Genomic DNA, 26586 nt, shown 5'->3' with positions numbered 1-26586 from the left:
AGGGAGGTGACTTTTTTGTTTGATGACAAAATTGTTGATCTTATTGAAATGCTATTGGATAAAGTAATAGGTTGGGTTGTTGGACCATTTAGGGGTAATTTAGATACTCTCCATACCTTAATTTATGGTGATGGTTCCACTGATTTATTTTATGGTGTTTTCGATGTAAAACAATTTACGGTAGTTTCCTCGGGTATGGCGTTAATGCAATCCATATCAGTTGGTATCATACTTATCTCAATCATACTAGCAGGTATGAGAATATCGTCAGCGGGAATAAATCCCGCAAACCGTACAGCTTCATTTGAATACTTTAAAGACTTCATTGTAGTTGTTCTCTTATTTTTCAATTTAAATGTCATTTTTGAAGTGTTATATACAGTTAACTCTTGGTTTGTCCTTTCATTTGATAGTGCAAAAGCCATAACTGATGGAGATATATTTGACAAAACAATAGATGGTGCCGAAAAAGGTCCTCTCGGAACACTAATGATATGGCTAGTTTTATTAGGTTTATGGATATGGGCAAACTTTTATTACATGATGCGTACGATTACACTCATTATCTTAACTATAATGTCACCTTTAGTAGTAGCTCTTTATCTTATCCCACAAACCAAACCATTACTTGGCAGTTTTTTCAAAGAATATACAGGGACTGTATTTGTTCAATCTATTCATGCCGCATTATATTGGGTAATTACTTCAGTCGCTAATGAAGATTTTGGTTTAGGTAGCATCTTATTGTATATGATTTTTATCCCAGTATCTGAGTCATTAAGATCCTTAATTGGTTTAGGAGGACAAATGAATAGCACTATGTCCAAATCAGCAGCAATGATGGGCGGTGCAGCATTATCTGGGATATATGGTTCTGTTAAAGGAGCATTGCAAGGAGAAACTGTTGCTCAATCGTTAAGAGGGGCAGCCGGACAAGTAGCAGGGAAAGTGAAAGACGGTGTTAATTCTGACGGTGAAACAAGTGATAAGAGTGTTCTCGCAGGTGCTGGAACAGATATTGGTACAACCTCTAGGGCGGAACGTATGCTTAGAGCAGGTGAGATCTTATCCAAAAATGGTAAGGCTGTATTCGGTGCTGCAGGTGCCATTGCAGGAGCACCTATGGGGCCGATGGGTTCAATAATTGGATCATCAGTAGGTTTTAGTGGTGGAGGTATTGTAGGTGGTGTTGCCGGAAGAACGGGTATGTTTGCTGCAGAAACAGGTTTTAATCGTTTAAAAGCAGGTGCGGTAGCTGGTTGGAATAAAGGCAAGGGGATTTTAGATGCTGAAGATCATGCTGACGAAAAACTGTCTAATGTAATTGCAAACGATGAAACAACCAAATGGGCAGATAAAAATAAAGATTCTTTTATGAAAGATTTGAAAGAACGCTTTCCTGACGCAAGTTCTTCTGATCTGAATTCCATGTGGGATAAGGAAATTTCCTCTAAAAAGAGTAGCTTTTTAGAAGAAGCACGTAATTCTGTTGGGCAATTAAAAGAAACAAGTGGCAAACATTCCAAAGCTTCCGATTTGGTAAATGCAACAACCAACACCCTTACTAACGATTGGGCAAAAAATAATAAATCTCAGTTTATGAAAGATTATGATGCTAACAATCCTTTACCTGCTAATCCAACTCAAGATGACTTACTACAACATAATCAGAATAAGGATACAGCATGGCAACAAGCGGTTGAAGGAAAAAGACAAGCTATTGGCAAGATCGCAACAAACACCGCAAATAAATTAGGTAATGGAATTACGTTAGATAATTCATTCATTAATAAAGATGCTTTTATAAATGATGTTGGTTCCAAAGTAGATAGTGAAATTGGCAAAGGTTCAAGAGAAAGCATTACTGCTGTCAAAGATGCAACAAGTTCTGTTAAAGGGGAGTCTTTATATGTTAAAGGTGATTCTTTAATCGGTAAAAAATCAGTAAATGTTGAGCTCTTAAACAGTCAACTAGCAGGGCTTAAAACCGCTCAAATGAAAAAAAGTTTTCTTGACCAAAAAATTGGTGGAGAAGGAATGACTGAAGAACAAGCATTTCAAGCTTGGGATCAAGAATCTCCTGCCATTTTTAAGGAACACCTTAGTTCCTTATCCAAACCACAAGGCGAAGGCGGTATGCCTAAGCATATTCCTCTTGATCACTCTATTATTAAAAATAAGTTTGGACAAGCTGCCTGGGCAGGCGCAGGCATGTTAGGAGCGTCTATTGGAGGAGTCACTGGACTAAGTGAAGTAAGTCAATTTATGGGCGATTCAAAAATTGGGCAAGGTTTTAAAACATTAGGAGCTACTGCGTATGTTGAATTCAATAAAAATAAAGATAGTCAAAATGTTATCACTGCATTTGGAGATGCAATAGGTACTGGTACTCAACAAGGATGGTCTGCTTTTAAATCGCATGTTCCACAAGATGTTATTGGCAGACAAGCAGGATTTAAGAATATGGTGGCAATGACTACGGGAGTAATAGGTGGAGTGCGTGGCTATCAAATAGGAGCAAGTTACGCAGCTGGAAACACACAAAATACAAAAGGCTTTGGATTTAAAGGGTTTAACCCTTATAACAATGCAGTTAATAATCAAGTTGCTGAAATATCCGAAATACAACAAATGGCGGAAACGGTTATGGGTCCAAATGGACAAACAATCGCTTCCGGAGCAATAAGAATGGTAACTAGTAATACAGAAACAGTCCTACAAGTTAGAGATAAAACTGGTAACGTAAAAACTGTTTCTCGACTTGGCTCTGGCGATTCAACTTTGAAAAAAGGACAAACTATCTTTCAAGATCTCACTATACAAGATGGACAATTCACTCCTATGTCTAATGTATACAGTGAAGATAGTGGTGGAGGGCGCATTACTCAAAATCGTACCATTAATGTAAACCCAAACAAAATTGTAGCGAATAGAAACACACCAAAGAATCCAAGAGTAGTTCAAGAAATTCAGAGTTACAATCAGATGGTAGATAGCGGTCAATATTACTTAAAAGATGTCAAAAATGATATGACAGATATTCAAATGGTTGTTGATCGCAACCGAAGTTATCTAGTTGGAGAAAAAGATGGAACTCAATATCGGATTTCACCATATGGACCCGGTGATACAAGATTAAATTCCGAAACGGTTATTCAAAGGAAATGTGAAGTACAAAATAATAAGCTAATTGTTTCTCAAACAACCGATTACAACAGTTCATTACAGCCAAGCGATCTTATAGCAAATAGGCCCCCGAACAAAAGAACACTGGCAAGAAAACAAAATGAGCAATTTAGAAACAAGTCATTCGCTGAGTCTTTGAGGTGATAGTATGTTAACTCAAAAACAACAGAGCGAAGATCAGTCCTTTGCTAGAAAATATGCAAAACATCAAGTTAAAAAACAAGGTAAGAAAACTGCAAAAAAACTCGCTAAAAAAGGTGTTAAGAAGTTAGCTATCGCAGGAAAAGCCGCAGTAAAAAAACTATCAGTTCTCTTATTAAAATTATTAGGCTGGATAGTAGGAGCTGTCGGTCTTCCTGTTATCCTAATTGTTATAGGTATTATTATATTGGTAATTATTATCTCTCTTTCCTTTTCCTTTTTTATGGGGACAGGAGAAGGATTGGAAGGTAACGATAAAGCTATCTATGAATATATTGTCAAACAGTCAAATGCAACAGTTGACATGAATAGCAGTATTGAACGCCCTTATAGAGTACCGGAAGGCTTAATAGCAGCAACCATTCAGATAGAAGCTATTCAATCAAAAGAAGATATCAAAGTAATTATAAGGAATATAGCATCATCACTAGCACCAACATTTGATTATGGCGAATATGATGAATGGAAGGAAAAACAAGTAACTGTGTGTGAAGATGGTAAATGTAAGACAGGTGATATAAAACACACGAAAAACATGGTGACTAAGATAAATCATGTTGATTACTGGAATGGTTCTACAACGTTCACTTATACAAAAAAAGTTACTGAATGGAAAAGCAAAACTGTAACAACATACAAAACAATTAAAGTACCAGCTAAAAAAGCTGAATGGATAGAAATTATGGCCCCTGCAAGATTAGTAGATCCATTAAAAGACAGTAAGTATCCCTATTATTATCCAAACCATCCTGTATACGATGAACTACTTAAAATAGAAAAAAACCCAACAAGCAACTCTTATGACACTCTTGTGAAGGTATACGTGCAGAAATTTGTAGATGTAATGGTAGATAAAAAGATTGAGGTCAAAACTACAACAAAAACACGCCATCAATACTTCACTTCTACACAACAATCTATTACAGATTATGCAACTTTTGATGGAATATTAAATTCTTATGGCTTAGGGCTAAATGATAAAAAATTAATTGAAGCAAATTATTTGTTTATAGGGGGGCAAATTGCGTATACAGAGTGGTTATCAACAATGGGAGCAGGGGGCGATTTTAGTGGTATGCCTTATTTCGATGGTACTATTATCCCTGGCGCTGGTGTTCCTCCACAATATATGCCATTTTATCGAGCGGCTGAGAAAAAGTATGGAGTTTCTTGGAATGTTCTCGCAGCAATACATTTCGTCGAAACAGGTTTTTCTACTCACCCTACAATGATTTCATCAGTGGGAGCAGTTGGGCACGTCCAGTTCATGCCAGCAACGTGGGTAGGCTGGAAATACAACATCGGTGGTGGTCTTGTTTCTCCTGCACTAGATATTACAAGTCTTACGGTTATAGCAAGTGGTCGAGGATATGGTGTTGATGGAAATGGAGACGGCAAAGCAGATCCCTGGAACTTAGAAGATTCCATACATACAGCAGCTAACTACCTATCTGCAAGTGGTTTTAAAAGTGATCCGCGCAAGGCAATTTGGGCGTACAATCATGCAGACTGGTATGTAAATAAAGTATTGACCAATGCAGAAAAATTTAAAACAAGTGCAACGTATGAAGGCGGTGGGGCAACTCCTCCACTTAAACCTGGTAGTTTCATGCGTCCCACCTTAGGTCCTATTTCTTCTCCTTTTGGTGTCAGAAGTGGTGGAATGCACTACGGAATTGACATTGCATCGGGTGGGAAATCAAATGTTCCAATTGTTGCTGCAGCAGATGGCATTGTAACACGTTCCGCTTTTTCTAGTTCCTATGGAAATGTTGTATATATCAAACATAATATCAATGGACAAACTTGGGAAACAGTATATGCTCACATGGTAAACCGAGCAGTAGCAAATGGAGCTCAAGTAAAACAAGGGCAATTTTTAGGCTATATGGGTACTACAGGGGATTCTACTGGAGTCCACTTACACTTTGAAGTTCACTTAAACGGTTGGACCAAAAATAAAGCAAACGCAAGGAATCCGGCGTTGCTAGTACCTTTTTAAGAACAAAACTCAAAGAGGGGTTAGTAAACCCCTCTAAAAAAGGAGACCTTATATTGAAGAAATGGTTAGGTATAACTTTAATACTTCTTTTAAGCATCGCACTTGTTGCTTGTTCTTCAAAAGAAAAGAATGTAACTGCTAAAGTAAAAGTAACCGAAGAAAACAAATCCTATCTTGAAGAGTATGATGAATCGCTTCAAGGTTTTATTGAAGAAATGACGGGAATTCTCCAAACCTTTAACGACTCATTAGATGGCATTTACACAAAAGAATTAACCAGGGAACAATTTTCTTCGAATCTAAAAGAAAGCATTAACAACTCAAACAAACTAGTTACTGACGTTGAATCGGTTGATGTAGATCCTGAGCTTTTTGAAGCTCACCAAAATCTTATCGTTATTATCAATCGTTCACACCAGTTACTCCTTAACGCTATTGATATGGCCAATACCGCAGATACTGAAATAGACAAAGATACTTTAAGGAATGAATATATGGAGATAAAAACTAGTCAAGCTACTATCGCTAATGAGTGGAAGATATTAAGGGCACAGCTGCAAGCAGATAAAGAAGGTAAATGATAAATGAATAAGAGAGTAATAATCTTAAGTTTATTGATGAGTGGTTTACTCGGTGTCTATTTTTATTTTACTGTAAGTGCTGATAAACACGTTGAAAAGATTGATATAAAGTCGACCAAAGAAAATGTTTTAAATGAAATTGTACAGGCAAGAGAATATTCGGAATCAACCTCAAAATGGATGGATTCTAATGAGGAATTAAATGATTCTGGTTATTTTAATCCAGTTCATGCTCATAATGAAAATGAAGAAGAAGATACCAAACGAGAAGCAATCAATTATTTTCTTACCGGTATACTACAAAATGAAGTGAATATTTTTATGTCAGCATTTCATGTGCAATCCATATCTGAAGATTTGTTCATAAAAGAGGAACAGGATAAAGAAAAGGTAGTAGAAGATATAATTAAATCTATCTCTAGGGAGGGAAGAATCAAAGACATTCATTATGAGAATGTTAAAGGGCTCCATAATTCTAATACAAATGAAGCCAATTTAACACTTGTTTATGAGGATAATAAAAAAGCGATTATCAACCTAAAATTCCAAGAATTAAAGGATTCTCACACTGAGCACGAAAAGGGTGTACAAGTAATTACTACATCAACATGGGATATGATCGAACAAATAGAAAACAGCACCAAATAGATAACTATTTCTCTTTCGAAAGAGATAAGCGTAATTCGCAATGCTAGTAGCAGGTGAAATATCACTAAGATATATAAATAACGTTAAAACGACCAGATATTTGTCTGGTCGTTTTCAAATACCTCTATTTAATTAAAGCTCACGTTTGTTGAAGAAAGAACCTTATTAAATAAAATTGTTAAAAGATTGTTATGAAAGTTTCTGCCCTTCTTTATTATAAAAAATCGGCAGTAAGTCCAATTCTTTTTTTGTAGGTTTATAGATGAACCATATTTTTTTCTTGTTCTCCCCTATAGAAAAAAGTTGAGCGCTTCGTTCACCTAACTTTACTGTCTCAACATCAGAAGGGGATAGACCATATAATGTCCGATTATTACCATCTCCGACTGTCTGTAAACCTTCTAGAGAATTTAAAACCATTCCTTTCAGTTCCCATCCTGTACTAGTTTTTTTAAACTCAGCAAGCACTATTGAATCTTCAGGCTTTTTATCCTCGGTTAAAAATAAGATATATGCATACTTATCTTCTGAAAAAGTTTCCTGATGAACAATCTGCTGAATACTATAAGTGTTTTCGTCAGAATGGTATAACACTTCTTCAGGACCTGTGCTGAACGCTAATTTATTGTTGTATTCAATTCCTAAGAATAGCATTAGAACCGATATTACAATAGCTACTGAAATCCATAACCTCTTTTTAATTTTCATCACTCCATTGATGAACAAAACCCACAATTATGCACTTTAGCACAAATTAATAAGGTGTACATTACCTCTTATAAAACTGCTGCTTAAGTCGATAAAGAAAGAGTACTTGTCCTTGTTGGTACACTTGGTATTATTAAAGAAACCGTTACCTAAAAAGTACTGTTTTTTTGTTTATTTATTTTTTAGGTATTTCTTCGGGATCAAGAGACAATATAACTTTGTTTTTTGCTTTACGCCATGAACCAAACATATTAATAAACTTATGACTTGAAGGTAGTTCCTTATCAGCAGCATAATTACTCCATTGTGTTACGCTGGCATAGACAAATTTATCTTTATGATCTTTGGCAATTTGTATTAAGTCTTCTTTGGTAAGATTAAAAGTCTTTTTCTTATTAACAATTTCTAATATCTCATCGTATTCAAAATGTTTTTTTAAGGTTTTATAAGTAGGGAGCTTATTCTCTTTCGCGTACTCATCCCATTGTCTACGATTAAGATAATTATTAGCATGTTGCTTTAAAATGCTTTTAATATCTTCCTTTGAATAAGTGTCACTTTTTTTTATTTCAGGGGTTATTCCGATCTGTTTCTTAGAATTACTCCAGCTGCCAAATGCTTTTATATAGGTAGCTGAAACTGGATAACCATGTTTTCTAGCATATACATCCCATTTTAATAAACTACAAAAGTGTTCTTTATGTTCCAAAGCTATTTTTTTTAACTCATCAGTAGTATATGATGATCTTCTAACTTTAGATAAAGAAAAACTCTTTTTAACTTCTGTCCATGTTCCAAAATTATAAATTAAGACTTGAGAAGAGGGGAGTCCATGCTCCTTTGCATAGCCATCCCACTGCTTTACTGTTGTTAGATTTTCCTTATGAGGATACACAAGGTCTTTTAACAATTGAATTTTCATTGTTACTCCTTTTCGGCAGTTAAAAACTGTTCTGATTCCCACATCATTTTAACTATATCTTCGTTAAATGCATTCATTTCAACTAATTGGGATGCATAATTGTTAAAATCTTCTCTTGTTTTAGATTCAGACATTAGTCTTTTAAGGTTGAATTTTCTTGTGAAGTAAGAATTAATTGCTTTTTTCAAGTAATTATCAAATCTCTTTGTCGTGATAAATTTGTTAATAACCGGATTAAAGTCTTTTTTATTATAATTGTAGATGTAATTAATATCTTCTATAGGTAGAGTAGTATATTTTGAACCTGTTTCGCTCAATGTAGCAGTTAGGCGGTTAGGTAATTTAGTTGGATCTTTACCTATTGGTACCTCTGTTTTCTCAACAGCAAGTTTTTCTGCAGGTACTCCTTCGTGAAAATAAACTCCAACCGGGTTAGGTAAGAGTAGATAAATGTCTTCATTTTTCGTTACCGCAATTAAAAAGTTTGTGTCTCCAGAAGTAGGGAGGCGATTTAAACGATTAAATGCTTGTTCTTTTGTAAGTTCTTCAGAGGACTCTTGAATTAATTCTAAAATTGTTTTTTTGCCCTCTAGATATATACGCCGATTCTCCGCTTTTTCTTCTTCTGTTTCAAAGGCACCTTTAATTAATACATATATAAAAAGGAAAGGCGAGAATAAAATAATAAATGGAACTGCAAGCAGGAAAAATCCTACGCTACTTGAACCAATCATAGTTAGAATAATTCCTAACACTAGGAAGACAGCAACCAATATACAAAATATTATAGTGGCTTTAATAGCGAACATGAATATAGAGAAACCAGTGAGGTAAGCTGCATCTTCATAAATCAATCCCATGCTATCTAACCAGTCAATAATTCCTAAAAACTCTAATACTGGAACAACATGATCCCATTGATACACGAGAAAAATCGTAAAGATAATTCCCATCAAGCCTGCTAATCCTGTTTGCTTTCCTCTATGATACTGTAGATATCCATTCGCAACACTTAGTAATGTGTTAATATTATCACCACCGATTTATAATAAATACTAACTATATTACACTAATTATAATGGCTATTTTTGGAAAAGTCAACATTTTTATCAAGTTATATATCCTTTGAAGTTGTTGATATGTAAGGGTTTAGCCAATGTATACACAAAACTTGAAGGAGGATACAAAAAACCGTTTCCTTAATTTAAGGAAACGGTGTCCCGCTGTTTGTCACTTTATATTTTCAAAAACTACTTAACTTTTACACTAACTATCTTAAATCCCGCTTTCTTTGCTCCCTTTACCGCCTTTTCCATCATCTTTTTTTGTTTTTCTCGTTCCTTCTTAGTCACTGGCTGAACACCCTTTCCCTTTGATTTTCTTAGGTTCATTATGGTCCACAAATCCCCTAAATATACATTTTAGTTCTATTTGTCCCGCTATCCATCTATATATCTATTAAGAGTGGAAAAGTGGAAAAATGACCGTGACATTTTACTGTATATCAAGCTGGAAGGTGGGGGAGATAGTGGGATACATTAACCCGTTGTTTAACGATCAACCCATTAAAAGGGACAAGCCAAATGAACCTGCAAAAAAAACGAAGGTGTCCAAAGCTCGAGCAACACGAATCGATAAAAAACACAATATCAAATTTCCAGTGTCTGCAATAAATCAAATGAAGCTCAAAAGTTACTGTAAACAAGTAGGGAGGATTTACCGTTCACAAGGTAAAGAACCACTTAGCCAAACGAAGTTTAATACTTTGCTCTTGAGATTCGGTTTAAAGTATGAGGATTTAATACAGTGGGAAGGGCAATATACTGACACGAAGGTTTATATGCACACAAATCTATTAGAGCATGAATACAGCGATATTGGAGGGCCATTTGGTTTTGCTATTGAGAAGAACCTTTCGGAACGTAAAGTTGTATACTTTATCATTCATTCTGTTTTAAATTGGCTGGAAGGAGAGGGGTCGCTTGATAAAATCTTATAGTGGATTAAACCTACTCCAAAAGCATTTAAAGGGCATTTCAGAAACGAAAGGTTTTTTAAGCTACTTTCTGTCTAGTCATAGGTATTTAAACATACAGATGCCTTATTATGACTATTTAAGAGGGAAGATTTTTATTAATGATCTTCGTGATAATCACGTAGATAGCGTCCCTTATAATTTTGATATAAATGATCTAATTTGGATGCTATACCAGGACTTTCTTAACCAAGTAAAGAAAGGAGCTCAAAATGACCAAATTGCAGCATACTTAGTCGGTGGAAAGCAAAGATACTTCAAGAAACAAAAGAAAGCGAAAAAGGTCATGAAGCCGCTTACAGAACATGTATTTACATTTGAAATCGTAGATGAGGAAGTAGAAGAAAATACCGATTCAGAAGATAATGCAAAAACTGCTTATTTGGATATTCGGATTAGTGAATCAGAGTTGTTAAGGGGTGAAGTACTCATTCATGATTTAACCGCTTATTTAAAAGGTGTAGAAGTAAGTATTGAAGAGGTGGTCACGATTGTTTACTTAGATTTTATAGAAAATGTTAAAAGTAATGGTAACTCGGTGAAGGTCCAAAAATCTATATTGGCTCACATGAAGAAGTTCTAAAAAAGAAGGCTCAATGAACCTACCCTTATACACTTAATAGGGGACGTCCTAATTAGGACTCCTTTTTTGTTTTATGTTAAGAATTCCACATAACTTCAGTTCAGTCGAATTTATTGCATGGTAACAATTGTTATACAAACATATGTACGATATAATTTAATTAATAAAATTACCGCGTGTATTAATTATGTAGAATTTTCATGGAGGTTAAATAAATGGCTGGACAAATGCATTTAGTTGAACAACGATTACAAAACCTTCCCTGGTACGTTAGTGAATTTATAGCTCATAAGGGACGTAAAAATTCAGAGGAAACTTTAATCAATTATTGTAGAGATTACGAACTATTCTTTAACTGGCTTGTATCGGAGTCAATTTCACCCGGTCCGGCTAAAGAAGTCCCTCTTAATGTACTGGAACAGCTGAGAATAATAAACATAGAAAGTTTTGAGAACTTTTGCAGGCAACAATTAGGTAATGCAAAAGATACTGTTGCACGCAAAATTGCAGCTTTAAAATCACTATTTCATTATCTATCTCAAATTGCCGAAGATGATAATCTCTATCCTTACATTAAACGAAACGTTATGGCCAAAATTGATATTGTAAAAGAAAAGCATTCAGAAGCAAAAAAAGCTGAACATATATCGAGCAGGATCTTATTAGAAGATGAAATTATTCAGTTTAGAGAGTTTGTGGCTCATGGATATGGTGAAGTGTTTAAGAAAAATCCACGTAAATTTAAGGCATATAAGAGAAACCAAATTAGAGATTTAGCTTTAATTAGCCTTGTATTAGGCTCAGGAATGCGTGTAGCTGAAATTGTTTCCATAGATATAGATATGGTTGATTGGAATAGATCACACGTACTGGTGAAGCGTAAGGGTGACAAACACGATAAAGTTGTATTTAGTGATATCGCCCTTCTTGACCTTTTAGCTTATAAGGAAATACGCCAGGAACAATATATACCGGATAAATCCGAAAAAGCCCTCTTCCTTTCTTCTCCTACTCGTACAGGGAAATCAGAGCGATTATCTAAGAGTGCTGCTCAAAAGATGGTAGATCGTTATGCAGACGCATTTGGCAAAGGAGCTTTATCAATTCATAAACTAAGACACACGTTTGCTACAAACCACTATAAAGAGAATAAAGACATTGCAACTTTAAAGCGGCAACTAGGTCATAGTAATATAAATACCACGATGATATACACGCATGTATTTGACAATACACTGAAGGATTCTGTTAATAAAGCGGATAAATAAAAACTCCCCTACCTTAATAGGCAGGGGTTTTTCTATGTATCCTGTATAGCTGGATCACTTTTCTCTATCTACTAAAGTATCAGCAGAAAGTTTTAAAGAATATATTGTTTTGAAATGACTAATTGATGCCAATAAGATTATCGCGGTTTTTTCATAATTATTATCACTATTTACCTTTGCACCAAAGTGGATAGCATTTCTTGCTTCTCGTACTACATCTGTCCATATTTTTATCTCAGCAAGTTGAGATGGAATAATATTTGTATCAACTTTTACAGGTTTAAACCAATCTTTATAGTGACTTGAATACAAATCTATTACTTTACTTACTTTAAATGCAAAACTATCAGGTCCCATTAACCTTTCTAATAATTGATTGTTTTTTTCCTCATCAATGTTTTGATTAATTGCATAGTTTAGAAGGGATATACCCAGTTCTATCCACGCTCCTTCTACAGCTTTCCCCAGCATGGTTAAAGTTGGGCGATATAATTCCTTTTTAAAACAGGTAATTGTGTCAATGATTGCTTCAATTACATCCGGGTGAGCATTATCTATTTCTAGCTTAGATATAAAAAGGTCAACGTCAAACAATGTGAAATTATTGTTTAATTGAGTAAACGACTTTTTCACTTGGGATGGAATTAATACTATATATTCTGTAAAATTCCAACTTGCTGATCTCCCACCGTAACCAGGGACTACTGTTGTCCAGTTGATTTGAAGTCCGTTATAGGGATAAAGTTGCTGATTGGTAACAAGTAGATAATTATTATGTATTAACTCTAAAATAGCTTGTGAAAAAGCTATATACCAAGAAATAAATCCACTAGCTTGCTGAACTTGTTCTTCTAAAGGGACGCTTTCATGAATAACAAAAGTAGTTATCATAGGATAACCTTGTGAACTGGTGAATTTATTCAACAAATTTTCTATTTCAATTACAACTGTATCCTGTTCTAAAATATAATTTTTTGCAACAATAATCTTGTGTCTATCCACTAAGATATTTTTTTTAATTAGGTTGTAAACTTCATTGTCGTACACAATATCAAAACCTTTCTATATAATTTCGATTCATTTAATAAATAATTTTCCATTCAATTAAAGGCATAGTACAGTAAATAAAATAACCCTCTGTTCCGGAGAATTACGAGACTACCTTATAAATAGTGGTTATTTTTTTCAGTTAATAAATCCGTTCACATAAGCAAAGTGTAGTAACTGAATAATAGATAAAAAACTAGTACCTGTCAGAGTTAAGCTGCTTTTACATCTATATAAATAAGATTATGCGAGGTTTAATTTGATTAACTTTCTTGCAGATAAAAAAGTTTTCATTCAGCACTCCCTCCTAAAAAAGCCTTAAGAGAAATATTCTCCTAAGGCTTGAATAAGCTTTAAATACTTTTACTTATTCTACAATCACCCAAATAAGGTTGTATTTTGGGCAGCACTTTGTCATTAAAATTATTTGTTTTATCATATACACATAAAACTGGTCCTTCATAATCTTCAATTATATAGATTAAATAATTAAAATGTACGATATCTAAGCCCTTTGGCAAAATGATACATCTAAACAAACTTTCAATTTCTATTGCTCGTTTAATATCTTCTCTACCTTTTGTTTTATACCAAATAATATTCGGTATATTTCCTGGTACTTCCTCAGGGAATATCCACTGATTACTTTTATACAATTTATTTTTATTTATAAACTCTTTATCTTCAATGCTTTCATATTCTAAATTATTTTCGATAGCACTGAATAGAACAATATCATTTTCAGTATTAAACGAAAATATTATCGAAATCACATCCTGTATATCAACTTGATGAAACTTGGTAATATAATTAAAGCTACTCAAAGAAATCCCTCCTTTTTAAGGTTTAAAATATATATGATTATTCGATAATTGCTTAGTACCTGTTTTATACTTTTGGTAATGTGTAGGATAAATACTTCCTGTCATACCATTTCTTGTATTATTACCGATATATTGGGGTTGCCCAATATGGATTTCACCAACAGGTTTACCTTTTTTATAAACAATCTTTTTTTGCATATCAAATGTATTTTTGGCTGGTCCAACTGTATAGCCATTTTTCTTTAAGAAACTATCCATACTACCGTAATGACGTGTCCAATTCTTATTTTTAGATACGGTAACCCACTTACCTAACCTCGTACCTCTAAATCCGCCCGCAATTGGGCCACTGCCAAAATCTGATCCCCTGGCATACACATGCTTATTCCCATCTGGATCAATAAATATAACAGGGTTGTTATTAGTATAAATGTATCCATTTTGAGAAAGTTTGTCATTCTCGTTACCAGGGTAAGCATCGATTGATAAAAATACTCCCTGTTTTGAATTATAATACCTTGCCATAAGGTAATATAATCCTGTTTCACTATCATATCGGTACCTAGCATATTTATATGGGTTATCATTAACCACTAAGTCTACTTGTTCATTTAATATATTTCCCCAGGCATCATATGAATAAGACGCGACTTTTATCCCCTGAGTGTTTGTTAATGCTATGACATCACCATGGGCATTGTAATGATAATTGTAAACTTCTGTTCCCTTTTTCAAGGCAACTAATTGTCCAGATTCGGAATAGATGTAAGAGCGAACAACGTTATTATTACCATCAGTTTCATACAAAACGTTTAATCCGTCACCGTTATAGAAATAATTGGTTACTTCACCGTTAACTACTTTTTGGATTCTTCGCCCATTTTCATCATACTCGTAAGTCGCAAATGGCCATGTTTCTCCCTTTTTAATTACTGCTACTAATTGGTCCGCAGCGTTCCATTCATAATTGAACCGAGCATCTGACTTTCGATTCCCATTTTCATCATAAGTAATAGTTTCACTACCAAACTTAACTAGTTGATTTGCATCGTTAAACTCACTTATAGTCTCAGAAGTTTGTGAACCAGACGTTTTGGTAACCTTGGTCCGATTTCCAAATCCATCATACAGATAATCGAAAATCGTTCCATCTGGCAGGGTTTCTTTTGTCAATTCATCAAAGGAATCATACTCATAAAGTGTTGACGTACCGTCTGCACCAACGATTTTTGTTCGATTACCATTCTTATCATACGTATAACGCTCACTTAAGATATTTTCTCCAGAAGCTGTTCCTACAGATAGATTTGTTACTTGTCCTGCATCATCGTAATTAAATGTTGCTCCTGAACCATTTGCAGCGGTGTAAGTACGAACATTACCACGTTCATCGTAATTAAAGCGATATGTTAACGTACCATCTTTAACTAAAGTATTTTGATCTAGCTCGTTATAAACAAAGCTTCGGGTTTCTAAACTTGTTCCATGAGTAATGGAAACAGATTGTAACTTGTCGGAATCAGTTGGATATGTCCAGTCAACTTTACCGCCCCGCTCTGTGATAGAAGTTACACGATTTTGTTTGTCAAACACTCTATTTTTAATAAATGGGGTAGCAATATCATTTACGGATATTTCGTTACCATTTGTATCATACCCAAACTCAAAACGTATAGTTCCATCTCGTAATATTTGGTGTAATCTGTCTGCCCCATCGTACTTCCATTCAATCGTTTTTCCATTTGGAAGTTCAGCCTGTTTTAAGTTGCCATTATCATCATAATCATACTTTGTAACATTACTTAATGGATCAGTTACTTGTACTAACTGTTCATTTACATCGTTCATATACTCAAACTTTTGCGTTTTATTATCACTTGCTGAGACTATTGTCTTTGATGTCATACTGCCGTTTTTGTTATAGTCATAAATAATCTTGGTGTTATTTGACAACAATAGCTCTGTTAATCGATCAGAAGCATCGTATTTAAATGTTTTCTTAATACCTTTTGGATTAACTTCTTCTAGTAATCTTCCTACTTCGTCGAAAGATGAAGATGTTGTCCTACCCATTTCATCTTCGGACTCAATAACGTAATTTCCAGAAGGGTCATAGGTTTGTTTTGATAGTACATTTCCTTCTAACAGACGAATAGCATCAAACCAAACGATTCCCGTATTTCCTTTTCGGAAAATAGGCAGAACATCGATATGCTCAATAAGTTTTTGTTGATTGTTTGTAATTTTTACCGCCGAACGATTCCACTCTTGCGTACCGATCGGGAATTTGGCATAAAAATCTTCACTTGTACCGTCAGTATAGAAGACTTTTGCAAGTAATGAATAATCTGTATTAGGTTCAGAACTGCTATTGTTCACGACATTTTGAGATTTTGATAGACCCGTTAGAGTTAGTGTGAGTGGTTCATCACCAAATTTTTGTCCAACAACTATTGTTTGCGTATATTGATTGTCAGCCTGAGATGTACTCGTACGTGTATATCTTAAAGATTTATTCCCTTCAAAGCGTTGAGTATCAATGATTCCACCAGTACCTGTCCAATTAGTTAAGTCCATCTCAAAACTACTGTTAATGAGTGGATTGTAGCTAGACGATACCTCGCTCTTTTCAAGTTGAATAGCATCAAACCAAGCACTACCCGACGTAGTATTTGAATTATGATCTACTTCCAGAAATACTTTAATATTCGCAGTATTTGCTGGTGTTTTAAATGTCAGTTGTCTTGCTGTCCAGTCTTTTGTTCCTGTTAAACCACTATAACGATTACTTAGGTAACTAATTGCTTTACCAGTTGGGTCAATAAACTGTATGTTAAAATACGCATTTGCATTTTTTAAATCAACGGTTTTAATTAGCCCGCTCAGAGAGTAGGTCGTATCAGGAGATGATGGTACTACTTGAGTCAGCGCAATATATCCAAATTCGTTTCCAATCGACGATGATTTAGGGGATATTTTTATCGACTTTTCTCCCCCTAGCTTCTTATATGAATTGGAACTATCTGCACTTGTAGTACCCGTATCAAGACTGACAACTTGAACCCAAGATGCTAAACCTGCTTCAAAGCTATTGTTTACTAACTCATTGTTTGCTGTCCCTAGTTCAACACTTGATTGCGTTAAATTTCCATATGCATCATATTTGGCTACTGAAGATGATTTCCCAGCTAAATCTGTTTCCGAAACAGCATTTAGCCCATCATAAGCGATTAAGGTTACGTCCCCTTCTGTATCAGTAATAGATGTTACATCATTATTATTATTGTAAGAATAGCTCTCTGTACCATAACTATCGGTGGCGCTAGTAACGTTACCTTCAACATCATACTGATACGATTCAGTCGCTGCGGTTGCACCTTGATCTTTTGGATCTCTACTTTCTTTCAAGTTATTCCCTTCATATAAATAAGTGGTTGTTAACTTTAACCCTTCAGCATCTTTCACCATTTTAATTGGATTAGCAGCAGGATTAAACTCATAAGAAGTTTTATTTAGTTTTGGATCAATTACGGTTAATTTTCTATTCGTAAAGTCATATTCTAAACTCGTTATTTTCCCTTTAGGATTTTTGATTGTTTTAATTCTATTATCTGTTTCTTCGTCATAGGTGTATGTTGTTGATACAGGAACATCTGCTGTATCTGTTGGTTCTATGAGTTTTAATAAAAAACCACTACCATCATATTCGTAACGTGTTTCTTCCCCATGTGGGTTTGTCACACTTGCTAATTGTTCGCCTTGATATTGATATGATGTAATACGCGTTTTAGGATCTATAATTTTTGATACATAGCCTTCAGGGTTATACTCAAATGTCAACGTTCTCCCAGAAGCATCCTTAATGGTTTGGAGTTTATTGTTAGTAAACGTATATGATGTGGTATTCCCATGACCATCAACCATTTTTAATACATTTCCAGTAAGCTTGTCAAAATAAATTTTTGACTGGTCTTTTGAGGTCAGAATATAATCATTTGTTGTTTCCTGAAGTTCTAAGTAAACACCAGTCGGTGGTTGATATGAGTTATCCGCTTGCTTTAGAAAACGGTGTATGGTTCCATCTTCATCTGTAAACTTCACTTCATTTCCATTAGCAACCATTTTCATTTCTGCTTCACTGTGCCATCCTCTACCAAACAAGCCGATAGCAGTAGATTTACTGTTATACGTACGACCTATGCTCAATCCGGGTCCTCTGCCGGAAATTGAAACGTCAGTTTTAGAGATTATTAAGTTCCCAGTAGCGGCATTTACCGTACCGTTCTCAACCCCTATTCCTGTCCAATAATCTTCCATACCAAGAAAAGGATCTGCACCGGGCATGGTAGGCATATATGCGTATGAAATAGCGCTCTCAGGATGACTGTTATTGCTATACGCCTGAATTCTAAACCAGTAGTTCATTTTCCCTTCATAGCCGCTTGCTGCTTTGTTGTAAACAGGTGAAGGGTCAATTGCTAATTCTGTTCCCTGCCCTTTAGTACCATTTTTTACAGTGTTAAGTTTAACTACTCCTGAAGATTGTGTAATCTGTGCTGCAGTAGGCCATATGCCTTTATTTTGTGTTGTCCATGATGTTTGGGTTGCCGGAACATTGTCTACTTCTTCATAATCTTTTCCGTTAAACATGAAGATCTTATATCCGGCTGCATCCGGAGTAGGCTTCCATTCCAAATTGACATATCCTGATTTTTCGCTCTGTTCATTAGGATAAGGTCTTCCTGTTGGTGTGTGTGGTGTTTCCATAGGCATAAACGGTAATACACCAGCTGAAGGAAGACTCTCTCCACCAGGGAATATCCCAGAGACTCTTACAACGTAATTTCTTCGATTAGCATATAAGCCTCCATCACGTTCAGCCGCTTTATAAACGGGCATTGGATTGAAAGCAAACTCTCCACCATCTTTGTCAGCAATTCTAAGTTGATATTCACCTTTTGTAGTTTGAGCTTCAGTTGGCCATAAGTTCTTTCCTTTTGTTGACCAACTAGATACATCACCAACGGTCACTTTGTCATACGTCACACCGTTATAAATGTGAATCTTATAACCCGTTGCTCCAGCTACTTTATCCCAATTTAAATATAAATACCCTGAATTTGAGCCAGGACCATTAGACTTAGCATCAACTGTTGGAGCTGCAGGCGTATTATAACTATAAGTAACAGAGATAAATGGCTTGTAGTTTACATTATCTCCAGAGACTACTTTTTTCCAAAACGTCTCCCCATTATTGTTTGCATGAAGCTTAAAGCCGTAGTTAGGTCTAGTTCCGTCTAGCCATTCTTTAACTGTAGTTAAAACGTTAAATTTAGCCCACTGATCTTGCCCTACTGTCACACTACCAATGTTTACAGATGAAGGTTTATTGTTCCATGTCAGAGTGTTTGGTTCCCATGTTCCAGATACCCTGTCTAGCCATAGGCCGTTTTTGATAGTAGAGTCATATGCTTGAGTTACATATACATTTAGTTCTGCTGATTCAACAATTGCACCTTTTAAAGCTCCTATATCTTGTTGAAGGAAGGTGTTGTTCGTTCCAGTCCCACTCGTATAACCAACACTTAGCGCATATTGATTGAGTGAAGGACTCCATTTTTTATCCTTAGTACCATAGTTGTTATCTTTATATCTGTCGGTAACAAATGCATCACCATTAGTCTCTATTGAGGTAGTAGGATCAATATAAACTGGATACTTTCTTGCTGGATCTTTAAGCCACTTATCGTCAGCCGTTACTGTCAAGAAATAACCATTATCTTCTTTTGTAAGAGTATAATGAACGTTTTCAGAACGTACTGAATCAAACGTCGTTTTATCAATATTTGAATCTGTCATATATGGTTTTGGAAGGACAAAGATTGGATCTGTATTTCCTTTTTTATAAAAAGCAATTGATCCATTTTTTTGTTCTTTAGCTTCGAGAGAAGTGTTCAATTTAAATGTAAAAGTATTAAATCCTTTATATGAATCTAATACAATATCTTCTTTTACGCTTTGGTCAAACGTTAAATTTCTTAAATTTACTCCTGGGAAAATTCCTTTATGGAATAACTCGTTACCCTTATGTGAAGGTTTTACATCTTTCACATCAGCTTTTTTGTTACTTCCTGCTGCTTCTAAAATGGAGAAAGAAATAGATTCATCGCCAAAAGAAAAAGTAGCGTATTCCCCATCCTCCATCTTTTTGTTAAAAACAGCGTTAATCCAGGTATTTTCAGTTTCTATACCATACTTATTTTCATCAGTAAGTACTGAACTTATTTCTTTCCATTCTCCATCTTCTTTTCTATGGACTGGTTCAAAGTATACTTTTTTGGTAAACGTACCATCTCCGTTATCGTAAACTTTGGATTTATCAGTCCTTTGTTTAACAATCTCACGTTTTTTAGATTTTTTTGATTCGGGAACAACTTTTGAATCTACTTTGTCTTTATTACTAGATATCCCAATGCTACTATTTTTTTCATTGGTTTTTGCTTTGGGATAGCTTGGCACTGAGCTAAGAACTAATAAAAGCGCCATTAGCCAAATTAAACATTTTTTGTAAAAAACCACTAACAATACTCCCCTTTTTATATAAAAAATTTGGTATAGCAGGAAAATTTTAAATTATTAAGAGGAGAAAAGATACATATATTTTCAGTTTCTAAGAAAATAGTAGGTAAGCACTAACTTATTAGACATAGAAAAAGAACAGGCATTGAACCTGTTCTTCTAAGATCTTATAAAGCCTTGCTATTCTTCCATTAGGCTTTATAATAATGTGACCTATATACCCTAGTTTAAATTATACGCATATATTTAACAGTTGGTATTGATATACACTCATCGTAATAAGGTTAGCCAAAAATGTTGTTAACTTATTGGACTCTATATAACCCTGCTCCTTCTTTGGAATAATGAGGCCGTATGCTCGGTTCACCCTTCTCTAACCAACTTGCTCCACGCTCCACACGGTAAGTAACCTCCCAGTTGGTTTTTTCTTCGCCTCTCGTCCCTGTTTCTTTTAATGTGATGTGATACGTCCCGTCATCCTTTTTTTTAACGATCGTTTCCCGTACAACATGAAACCCATGGATTGTTAACTCCCATCTTCCTGCCTTATTCGGGAATCCATCATATTCAGGTAAGGTTACCACAAAATCCAGAGCTTCTTCTTCTGTAAAGGGATCTATTGTATCGCTAAAAAAACCTAATACAATAGAAGGTATAAGAAACATAACTAAAAGCAAAGTTATCGGTTTCAACGTTCGTCCTTGGGTTTGACGAAGGTTTATCCAAAAGTCAATAAACCCATAGAGAAGGGCAGCGATAAACCCCATTATCGCGATAGATAAGTTTAAATCAATTAGACCGATTAGTGAACCAAAGATTCCGTGAAATAGTATATAGCATACTGATGCCAATTTAGATGGTCTAAAAAAGCGGTCGAACACCCATTCTAATAGATTTGAAACAATGTTTCCATAGACAAAGATGATAACTCCTGCATATACAAAAAAGATAGCAGAAAAGAATAGATAGTTGAGACCAGGATTTCCCATAGTGGATGAACCTAATGCCATAAAACCTGAAAACAATAGGCTCGAAAATATCGTTGCTATAAATTTGCGAAGTATTCGATTTTTACTCATAAAATTTCTCCCCTAAACAACTAAGTGTAATTTTATTAAACATGTGTAAGGTAACTAATGTAACCCGCAGTTTGAATTTCTCTTACGCTTATATTTAACCGTTTGGATTGTTATCCAAAGGTACCTCTTTCTAGAAAATCCGTAAAAAAGCTTGCAATGTGTTCATATAAGGGTAATCTCGGGATCTCAACTTTTTATACTCTATATTTTCCTCGATCACACTTTTTCAACATAATCAGCATTCTTAAGTCGTTTCATATATTTTTAAAATCTCGAAAGGCCGACCCATCAATTTGCTTAGAAATCTCAAATAAGACGTAATTCCCATTATACTTCTCACATACTTCAAAATATTTAGCTCACAGCCTTCGTATTTGTATTCTTCAATTTAAGAATGGTCTTTATAAGTATATCTCGATCAATGAGAACAACTTGATTAGAAGCGGCCAAGGTAATTGCTTGTTTCGTAAAATAACTATTTGTGACTACCCAGGATTCATCTGCTTTATAATGCAGCTGTGATGTCTTTATTTCCTGCACTGCCTTTACACCAACATTTTTACTATACCTTTTAGCTTGTACTACAATTCTTTTGCTGCCGGCTTCTAGGATAAGGTCCGCTCCATAATCCCCACTTGATTGGGTTCTCCTCGCTTTATAACCTAAACCTAAATACAGCTCTTTCAAATAGAATTCAAATTGTATTCCGTCCATTTTATCGATATCTGATATCCCTGATTTTCGAAGGTTATTCCTTCTTTCAATGGATTGAAAAATAAAAAATGCTAAAGCAATTATGACAGCCATACTCGTTAGAATAACTGATACCTCAATCGAACCTGTTAAGAAATAGGACAAGAAAAATGCACCCATTAATCCTAGCATGATTTGACTTTCAATCTGTTTCTCTCTTCGTTTACTCATCTTTTTTGACATTATAACCCTCTTTTTTACTTAATTTTACCACTTAGTAAAAGGGAATGTATTACATAATTTTACTAGATTACCAATAAACATTATTATTGTTAATGAATTGGCCTCCCATTTTATTAGTTTAGGAGTTATTGTATCTAAAGGATTTTTTAATTAGTATGTTTGGGTGGGTATAATTGCTGCGTTATATAAAATACATTTGGACGAGGATGAAAAACTATGAAAGTCATTTTGTTTATTACACTTTCAATCTTTTCAATATTTGTTTATGGCTGTTCAAATATTATTAAGGAAGATACTACCGATAACATTTATTTAATTCCGGAAGGATTTGAAGGTTCGATTACTGTATTCTATGATGTTCCAGGTGAGCCCCAATTAAAAAAGGAAGGAAAATACACTGTAATACCAATTGAAGCTTTAGCATTCAATGTTTTTGGAGATCCGCAAATGGATACTTATGGAGCTTTTTTTACCTCAACATCCGATATGAAATATGGAACAGTAAATGATAAATACTTTTATGTTGATGAAAAGGGTAAAAGAACACCTATAAAAGAAGAATGTGCTTCTGTTGGAGGTAATGGAAGTTATACTGGTGATAGTGGCGAAGAAATTGTTTTTAGTAATCTACAAGTTACTAAATCTCATTGTGGTGAGAGCTTCCGTTCTGAAGGACATGAAAGTTATCATATTCAACAAAAAGAAGTGATGAATTTTTGGTTGAGTCATTTTGATTAAAATTAAAAGCCTATCTCAATTCAACTGAGTCAGGCTTTTTTTATGAAATTAGAGTAAGTTGGGAAAATATAGATTTATCATCATAAATCAAAACGATTGACCTGCGCCAATTTTCCCAATAACGAGTCTCTTATCCCCTTGATATAATTAAATAGTCCTCGGTTTTTGGGATAAATAACTATTAAAGGTATTTGGTGGTTTATCATGAAGAAAAAGGTTTTGATTTATTTATATCAACAATGTAGGGAAATTGAGATCATGACAGCCCTATCGATAATTGGAAAGAAATACGAAATATTCACATTCTCCGATACGCCGGGTTCTATTAGAAGTGAATGTGGCTTAACAATACAACCTGGGATTAATATTAAGAGAATAAGGCCACTTGATTATGAAATGTTGATTATACCTGGGGGGAAAAATGCATTTATACTGGGAAATATGCATTTCCTAAAACTCTTACAGTCATTTGATAGGGAAAACATATACATCGCAGCAATAGGTAATGCCCCTATATTATTAGGGAAAGCAGGAATTTTGTCTGGAAGGTCTTATACTGTCTCGTTACGAGATGATGAAAGATTAAAGGCAAGTAAATGGTTAAATGAATCATATCTTTCTAAAAAGATTGTACAAGACAAAAATCTTTTAACAGCCAAAAGTCATGCTTATCTTGATTTTGGTTTAACCATAGGAGACCGTTTGAAGTGTTTTGATTCCCTTGAGGAGTATAACTTCTATAAAGGTATTTGTTCTTAGTCAGCAAAAAACAGCTTTATCAGCTGTTTTTGTTGAATTATAATTCTATCCATAATTTAAAATTTCATCGGTGTAAAAGTTTCTCCATGGCCTGCTTGTTCGGTTGTTTCTTTTAAAGTAAAAAAGCCAGAAACCATTAAAGTAACAATACTTAAGATCACAAGACTTTTCTTCATTTTAACAATCCTTTCTCTACCAATTTTTGCTTTGCTTTGTATGCAGAAAAGAAACAATTACATGCTTTATCATGTTGATTCATTGATAAAAAGGTGAGGGCAGCCTTTTCACAATATTCTTGGACGTATCCCCATAATTCTTCTCTTTCAAAATACGTAATTCCTTCAGAGAAAACTGTTTCAGAAAAGTCATTATGAAACATACGAAGTAAAGTTAAGTGATACTTATATTCATTATTTTCTAACTCACTACAATGACCAAGTCCTTGTTCTATTAAAAGTTCTGCTTCATTCCTTTGTTCCAGCTTATAATGTTCCCGTGCTAGTAAAAAGGCTGTCTTATGTGGTCTAAATCTTTTTTCATAAGCTTCATTCAAGTGAGTAATTGCAACCAGTGATAGATTCTGTTCAGAATACAAGAGACCGAGATTGTATCTAAATAACAAGCTTAGTGATTCTTCCTTCTGTTTTAAAACCAAATCTAAACCAGCAAGCAAATAATCTTCTGCTTGTTCATATTGTTTTAATAAAATACAAGAAAGCCCCAGGATATTTTCACATCCTGCTTGTTTAATCTCGTATCCATCTTGATTAAAAGTTTTCTTAGCAATCGATGCATTATGTACCGCCAATAATGGTTGTTCGATATGATAATAATATTCCGCTATTTTATAAAAGAATTCTCCTTCTTCTATGGGTTCCGATACCCACTTTAACTGTTTTTTAGCTTCTTCGAAGTATTTGCGGGCCTCGCTGTAATTTTCTTTTACTGTGTGATGGATAGCTTTAAAAAAGTTGTAATGAAAATCTAAGATACTGTGGGTTATTCTTTTAGGTTCGATCTTTGTTAGAATTTTATCCGCTTGTTCAAAATCCTCTACCAAAAGTAAATAACGGTATTCAAATAACCAATATTGAATGTAAAGATCAGGAAGTTGTTTAACATCAATGATTTGAAATTTACGCTCTAATTCTTGTCTGATTTTCTCTGATGTTATAAGGTTTCTTGATCTTATTTCGTGATACCAGTCGTTCAATAGGTGAGTAATTTCTTCTATACGAACTGTATCAATACTCATAAATAGTCCCTTCCTTTTCTTTAGTTGCTACCATTTAATTCCATGATAGCATAATTTAAAGAAAGGAAAATTGGGAAAAATATCATACTAACGAGTGATTTAATTACTTTTAATGAGGCCCATTTTCCCAATAAACAGAATAGAAATAGCAGCCTCTAAGGCTGCTTAGTCTTCACAATATACTAATTTACACGAACGTCTACAAGTTCATTAACAAACATCATATGTAAACTATCGAATTCATCTACAATCCTTAATTCTTGTTTAAAGGGATCAACATAATGTACTTTCCCCACTAAAAGCTGATTCTCCCCGTCCCGAAAATAAACAAAGTTTAAAGCTTGATTAAATTCCATTGCTTCCCTAATAGTTTCTTCCATTAGTTCGACCTGTTGCAAGTCAATTACCGGTTTACTTTTTTTCTTAAGTTCAAGTTGATGCTCTCTTAATGCTTTAACATGCTCTGTAAGAAACATACCTTGCCATTTTATATTTCCGCGATCTCTCAACATTCAAATCACCATCCTACGCTCATTATATAAGAATATATGTTCGTGTTATACAGGTAATTCTTGAGAGAGCAACAAATTCTAGCTCTTATTTTCTCTGTTCCAGCTGCTCCAAAATGATTTTAATCCCTTCAGGACTTAAAATAAGACCCTTTTCTCCAAATTTCTTATTTTCACTAGAGACTTTACCTGTAACTGCACATGCGAAATTTGGTACATATTTCTTTAATACTACCTGCTCACCATCAATAAATATCTCCATTGGATCGTTATGTTCTATTCCAAAATTTCTTCTTATTTCTTTTGGTATAACAATGCGTCCTAAATGATCCATCTCACGTGTTACGCTTATTGACATGATATTCTTCTCCTAGTCTTAAATCTAATTTTGATAATCATATTATAATTAATTTTGGAAAGTTATGTATACATTTGTAAAAAATACACAAATTAAAAGTAAACTCAAATCAAACAAGTTAAGGAGCTTAAAAATGGCACGACAACAAAACTCTAATCAAGCATTGGTTCCAGGAGCACAACAAGCTATTAATTCCATGAAATATGAAATTGCTAGAGAATTTGGAGTGAATCTCGGGGCCGATACAACTTCCCGCCAAAATGGTTCAGTTGGTGGAGAAATCACTAAAAGATTAGTTTCACTAGCTCAATCAAATTTAAGCGGCTTTACTCGTTAGATATAGGTTTTACCTCCACAAAAAATCCCCG

General features: G+C 34.5%; 21 protein-coding genes. 10 read left to right on the top strand and 11 right to left on the bottom strand.

Translation table 11 applies throughout. The features are described from left to right. Window positions 1-15 precede the first annotated feature (15 nt). Genes AWM68_RS05980 through AWM68_RS05965 form a run of 4 tightly spaced genes read left to right on the top strand, consistent with a single transcriptional unit; the run spans window position 16 to window position 6618 of the window. A complete protein-coding gene (locus AWM68_RS05980) occupies window positions 16-3330 on the top strand; it encodes a hypothetical protein (RefSeq protein WP_066238531.1) in 3315 nt (1104 codons plus the stop codon). A 4-nt stretch (window positions 3331-3334) separates the two neighbouring features. Then, a complete protein-coding gene (locus AWM68_RS05975; RefSeq protein WP_066238528.1) occupies window positions 3335-5389 on the top strand; it encodes a peptidoglycan DD-metalloendopeptidase family protein in 2055 nt (684 codons plus the stop codon). A 53-nt stretch (window positions 5390-5442) separates the two neighbouring features. Beyond that, window positions 5443-5970 (top strand): hypothetical protein, encoded by a 528-nt coding sequence (locus AWM68_RS05970; protein ID WP_231868378.1) that lies wholly within the window; start codon window positions 5443-5445, stop codon window positions 5968-5970. A 3-nt stretch (window positions 5971-5973) separates the two neighbouring features. Then, a complete protein-coding gene (locus tag AWM68_RS05965; RefSeq protein WP_066238522.1) occupies window positions 5974-6618 on the top strand; it encodes a hypothetical protein in 645 nt (214 codons plus the stop codon). Window positions 6619-6807: 189 nt separating this feature from the next. On the opposite strand, the gene AWM68_RS05960 is transcribed toward AWM68_RS05965, so the two are convergent. From AWM68_RS05960 to AWM68_RS05950, 3 genes are all read right to left on the bottom strand, one after another. Further along, complete coding sequence (locus AWM68_RS05960; protein WP_066238519.1) at window positions 6808-7326, bottom strand: hypothetical protein; 519 nt, start codon at window positions 7324-7326, stop codon at window positions 6808-6810. A gap of 175 nt (window positions 7327-7501) precedes the next feature. Beyond that, window positions 7502-8248: a hypothetical protein gene (locus tag AWM68_RS05955; RefSeq protein ID WP_066238515.1), complete on the bottom strand. Its 747-nt coding sequence runs from the start codon at window positions 8246-8248 to the stop codon at window positions 7502-7504. A 2-nt stretch (window positions 8249-8250) separates the two neighbouring features. Beyond that, window positions 8251-9204, bottom strand: a complete 954-nt coding sequence (locus tag AWM68_RS05950; RefSeq protein WP_156488318.1) for a hypothetical protein — start codon at window positions 9202-9204, stop codon at window positions 8251-8253. Between the two features lie 572 nt (window positions 9205-9776). On the opposite strand from AWM68_RS05950, the gene AWM68_RS05945 reads away from it, so the two are divergent. From AWM68_RS05945 to xerS, 3 genes are all read left to right on the top strand, one after another. Then, a complete protein-coding gene (locus AWM68_RS05945; RefSeq protein WP_066238509.1) occupies window positions 9777-10247 on the top strand; it encodes a hypothetical protein in 471 nt (156 codons plus the stop codon). Then, the gene (locus AWM68_RS05940; protein WP_066238507.1) at window positions 10231-10866 is read left to right on the top strand and encodes a hypothetical protein; all 636 of its coding nucleotides are present in this window, start codon (window positions 10231-10233) and stop codon (window positions 10864-10866) included. Before AWM68_RS05945 ends, AWM68_RS05940 begins: the two co-directional genes overlap by 17 nt. A gap of 215 nt (window positions 10867-11081) precedes the next feature. Further along, on the top strand, window positions 11082-12134 hold the full coding sequence (gene xerS / locus AWM68_RS05935) for a tyrosine recombinase XerS (protein ID WP_066238503.1): 1053 nt from the start codon (window positions 11082-11084) through the stop codon (window positions 12132-12134). Between the two features lie 54 nt (window positions 12135-12188). Here the strand turns inward: xerS and AWM68_RS05930 are convergent, their stop codons facing one another. The 5 genes from AWM68_RS05930 to AWM68_RS05910 form a co-directional block, all read right to left on the bottom strand. Next, window positions 12189-13181, bottom strand: a complete 993-nt coding sequence (locus AWM68_RS05930; protein ID WP_066238500.1) for a hypothetical protein — start codon at window positions 13179-13181, stop codon at window positions 12189-12191. Window positions 13182-13534: 353 nt separating this feature from the next. After that, on the bottom strand, window positions 13535-14005 hold the full coding sequence (locus AWM68_RS05925) for a hypothetical protein (RefSeq protein ID WP_066238497.1): 471 nt from the start codon (window positions 14003-14005) through the stop codon (window positions 13535-13537). A gap of 15 nt (window positions 14006-14020) precedes the next feature. Then, the gene (locus AWM68_RS05920; RefSeq protein ID WP_066238494.1) at window positions 14021-20584 is read right to left on the bottom strand and encodes a DNRLRE domain-containing protein; all 6564 of its coding nucleotides are present in this window, start codon (window positions 20582-20584) and stop codon (window positions 14021-14023) included. A 305-nt stretch (window positions 20585-20889) separates the two neighbouring features. After that, on the bottom strand, window positions 20890-21663 hold the full coding sequence (locus tag AWM68_RS05915) for a hypothetical protein (protein WP_066238489.1): 774 nt from the start codon (window positions 21661-21663) through the stop codon (window positions 20890-20892). A gap of 354 nt (window positions 21664-22017) precedes the next feature. Then, window positions 22018-22599 carry a restriction endonuclease gene (locus tag AWM68_RS05910; protein ID WP_066238486.1) on the bottom strand — a complete coding sequence of 194 codons (582 nt, stop codon included), beginning with the start codon at window positions 22597-22599 and terminating at the stop codon, window positions 22018-22020. Window positions 22600-22815: 216 nt separating this feature from the next. Here AWM68_RS05910 and AWM68_RS05905 point away from each other — a divergent pair, with 216 nt between their 5' ends. Then, entirely contained in the window at window positions 22816-23337 is a 522-nt protein-coding gene (locus tag AWM68_RS05905) for a DUF6843 domain-containing protein (protein ID WP_066238482.1), read from the top strand. A gap of 204 nt (window positions 23338-23541) precedes the next feature. After that, a complete protein-coding gene (locus AWM68_RS05900; protein ID WP_066238479.1) occupies window positions 23542-24096 on the top strand; it encodes a DJ-1/PfpI family protein in 555 nt (184 codons plus the stop codon). Window positions 24097-24268: 172 nt separating this feature from the next. Here the strand turns inward: AWM68_RS05900 and AWM68_RS05895 are convergent, their stop codons facing one another. From AWM68_RS05895 to AWM68_RS05885, 3 genes are all read right to left on the bottom strand, one after another. Next, window positions 24269-25351 (bottom strand): hypothetical protein, encoded by a 1083-nt coding sequence (locus AWM68_RS05895; protein ID WP_066238474.1) that lies wholly within the window; start codon window positions 25349-25351, stop codon window positions 24269-24271. Between the two features lie 182 nt (window positions 25352-25533). After that, window positions 25534-25863, bottom strand: coding sequence for a YolD-like family protein (locus tag AWM68_RS05890; protein WP_066238471.1), 330 nt, complete (start codon window positions 25861-25863; stop codon window positions 25534-25536). Between the two features lie 85 nt (window positions 25864-25948). Further along, on the bottom strand, window positions 25949-26218 hold the full coding sequence (locus tag AWM68_RS05885; RefSeq protein WP_231868377.1) for an AbrB/MazE/SpoVT family DNA-binding domain-containing protein: 270 nt from the start codon (window positions 26216-26218) through the stop codon (window positions 25949-25951). A 133-nt stretch (window positions 26219-26351) separates the two neighbouring features. On the opposite strand from AWM68_RS05885, the gene AWM68_RS05880 reads away from it, so the two are divergent. Continuing rightward, on the top strand, window positions 26352-26555 hold the full coding sequence (locus AWM68_RS05880) for an alpha/beta-type small acid-soluble spore protein (protein ID WP_066238464.1): 204 nt from the start codon (window positions 26352-26354) through the stop codon (window positions 26553-26555). Window positions 26556-26586: the final 31 nt, after the last annotated feature.

This window comes from Fictibacillus phosphorivorans, assembly GCF_001619875.1.
In the GTDB taxonomy this organism is placed as follows: Bacteria; Bacillota; Bacilli; order Bacillales; family Fictibacillaceae; genus Fictibacillus; species Fictibacillus phosphorivorans_B.
The sequence above is the reverse complement of the archived record's forward strand: the minus strand, read 5'-3'. Positions and strand labels throughout refer to the sequence as shown.

Excerpts from the sequence above, each read along its gene's own strand:
- AWM68_RS05895 (WP_066238474.1), bottom strand. The coding sequence starts at position 25,351 with ATGAGTATTGATACAGTTCGTATAGAAGAAATTACTCACCTATTGAAC.
- AWM68_RS05880 (WP_066238464.1), top strand. The coding sequence starts at position 26,352 with ATGGCACGACAACAAAACTCTAATCAAGCATTGGTTCCAGGAGCACAA.
- AWM68_RS05885 (WP_231868377.1), bottom strand. The coding sequence starts at position 26,218 with ATGTCAATAAGCGTAACACGTGAGATGGATCATTTAGGACGCATTGTT.
- xerS (WP_066238503.1), top strand. The coding sequence starts at position 11,082 with ATGGCTGGACAAATGCATTTAGTTGAACAACGATTACAAAACCTTCCC.
- AWM68_RS05915 (WP_066238489.1), bottom strand. The coding sequence starts at position 21,663 with ATGAGTAAAAATCGAATACTTCGCAAATTTATAGCAACGATATTTTCG.
- AWM68_RS05965 (WP_066238522.1), top strand. The coding sequence starts at position 5,974 with ATGAATAAGAGAGTAATAATCTTAAGTTTATTGATGAGTGGTTTACTC.
- AWM68_RS05960 (WP_066238519.1), bottom strand. The coding sequence starts at position 7,326 with ATGAAAATTAAAAAGAGGTTATGGATTTCAGTAGCTATTGTAATATCG.
- AWM68_RS05890 (WP_066238471.1), bottom strand. The coding sequence starts at position 25,863 with ATGTTGAGAGATCGCGGAAATATAAAATGGCAAGGTATGTTTCTTACA.
- AWM68_RS05910 (WP_066238486.1), bottom strand. The coding sequence starts at position 22,599 with ATGTCAAAAAAGATGAGTAAACGAAGAGAGAAACAGATTGAAAGTCAA.
- AWM68_RS05975 (WP_066238528.1), top strand. The coding sequence starts at position 3,335 with ATGTTAACTCAAAAACAACAGAGCGAAGATCAGTCCTTTGCTAGAAAA.
- AWM68_RS05905 (WP_066238482.1), top strand. The coding sequence starts at position 22,816 with ATGAAAGTCATTTTGTTTATTACACTTTCAATCTTTTCAATATTTGTT.
- AWM68_RS05955 (WP_066238515.1), bottom strand. The coding sequence starts at position 8,248 with ATGAAAATTCAATTGTTAAAAGACCTTGTGTATCCTCATAAGGAAAAT.
- AWM68_RS05900 (WP_066238479.1), top strand. The coding sequence starts at position 23,542 with ATGAAGAAAAAGGTTTTGATTTATTTATATCAACAATGTAGGGAAATT.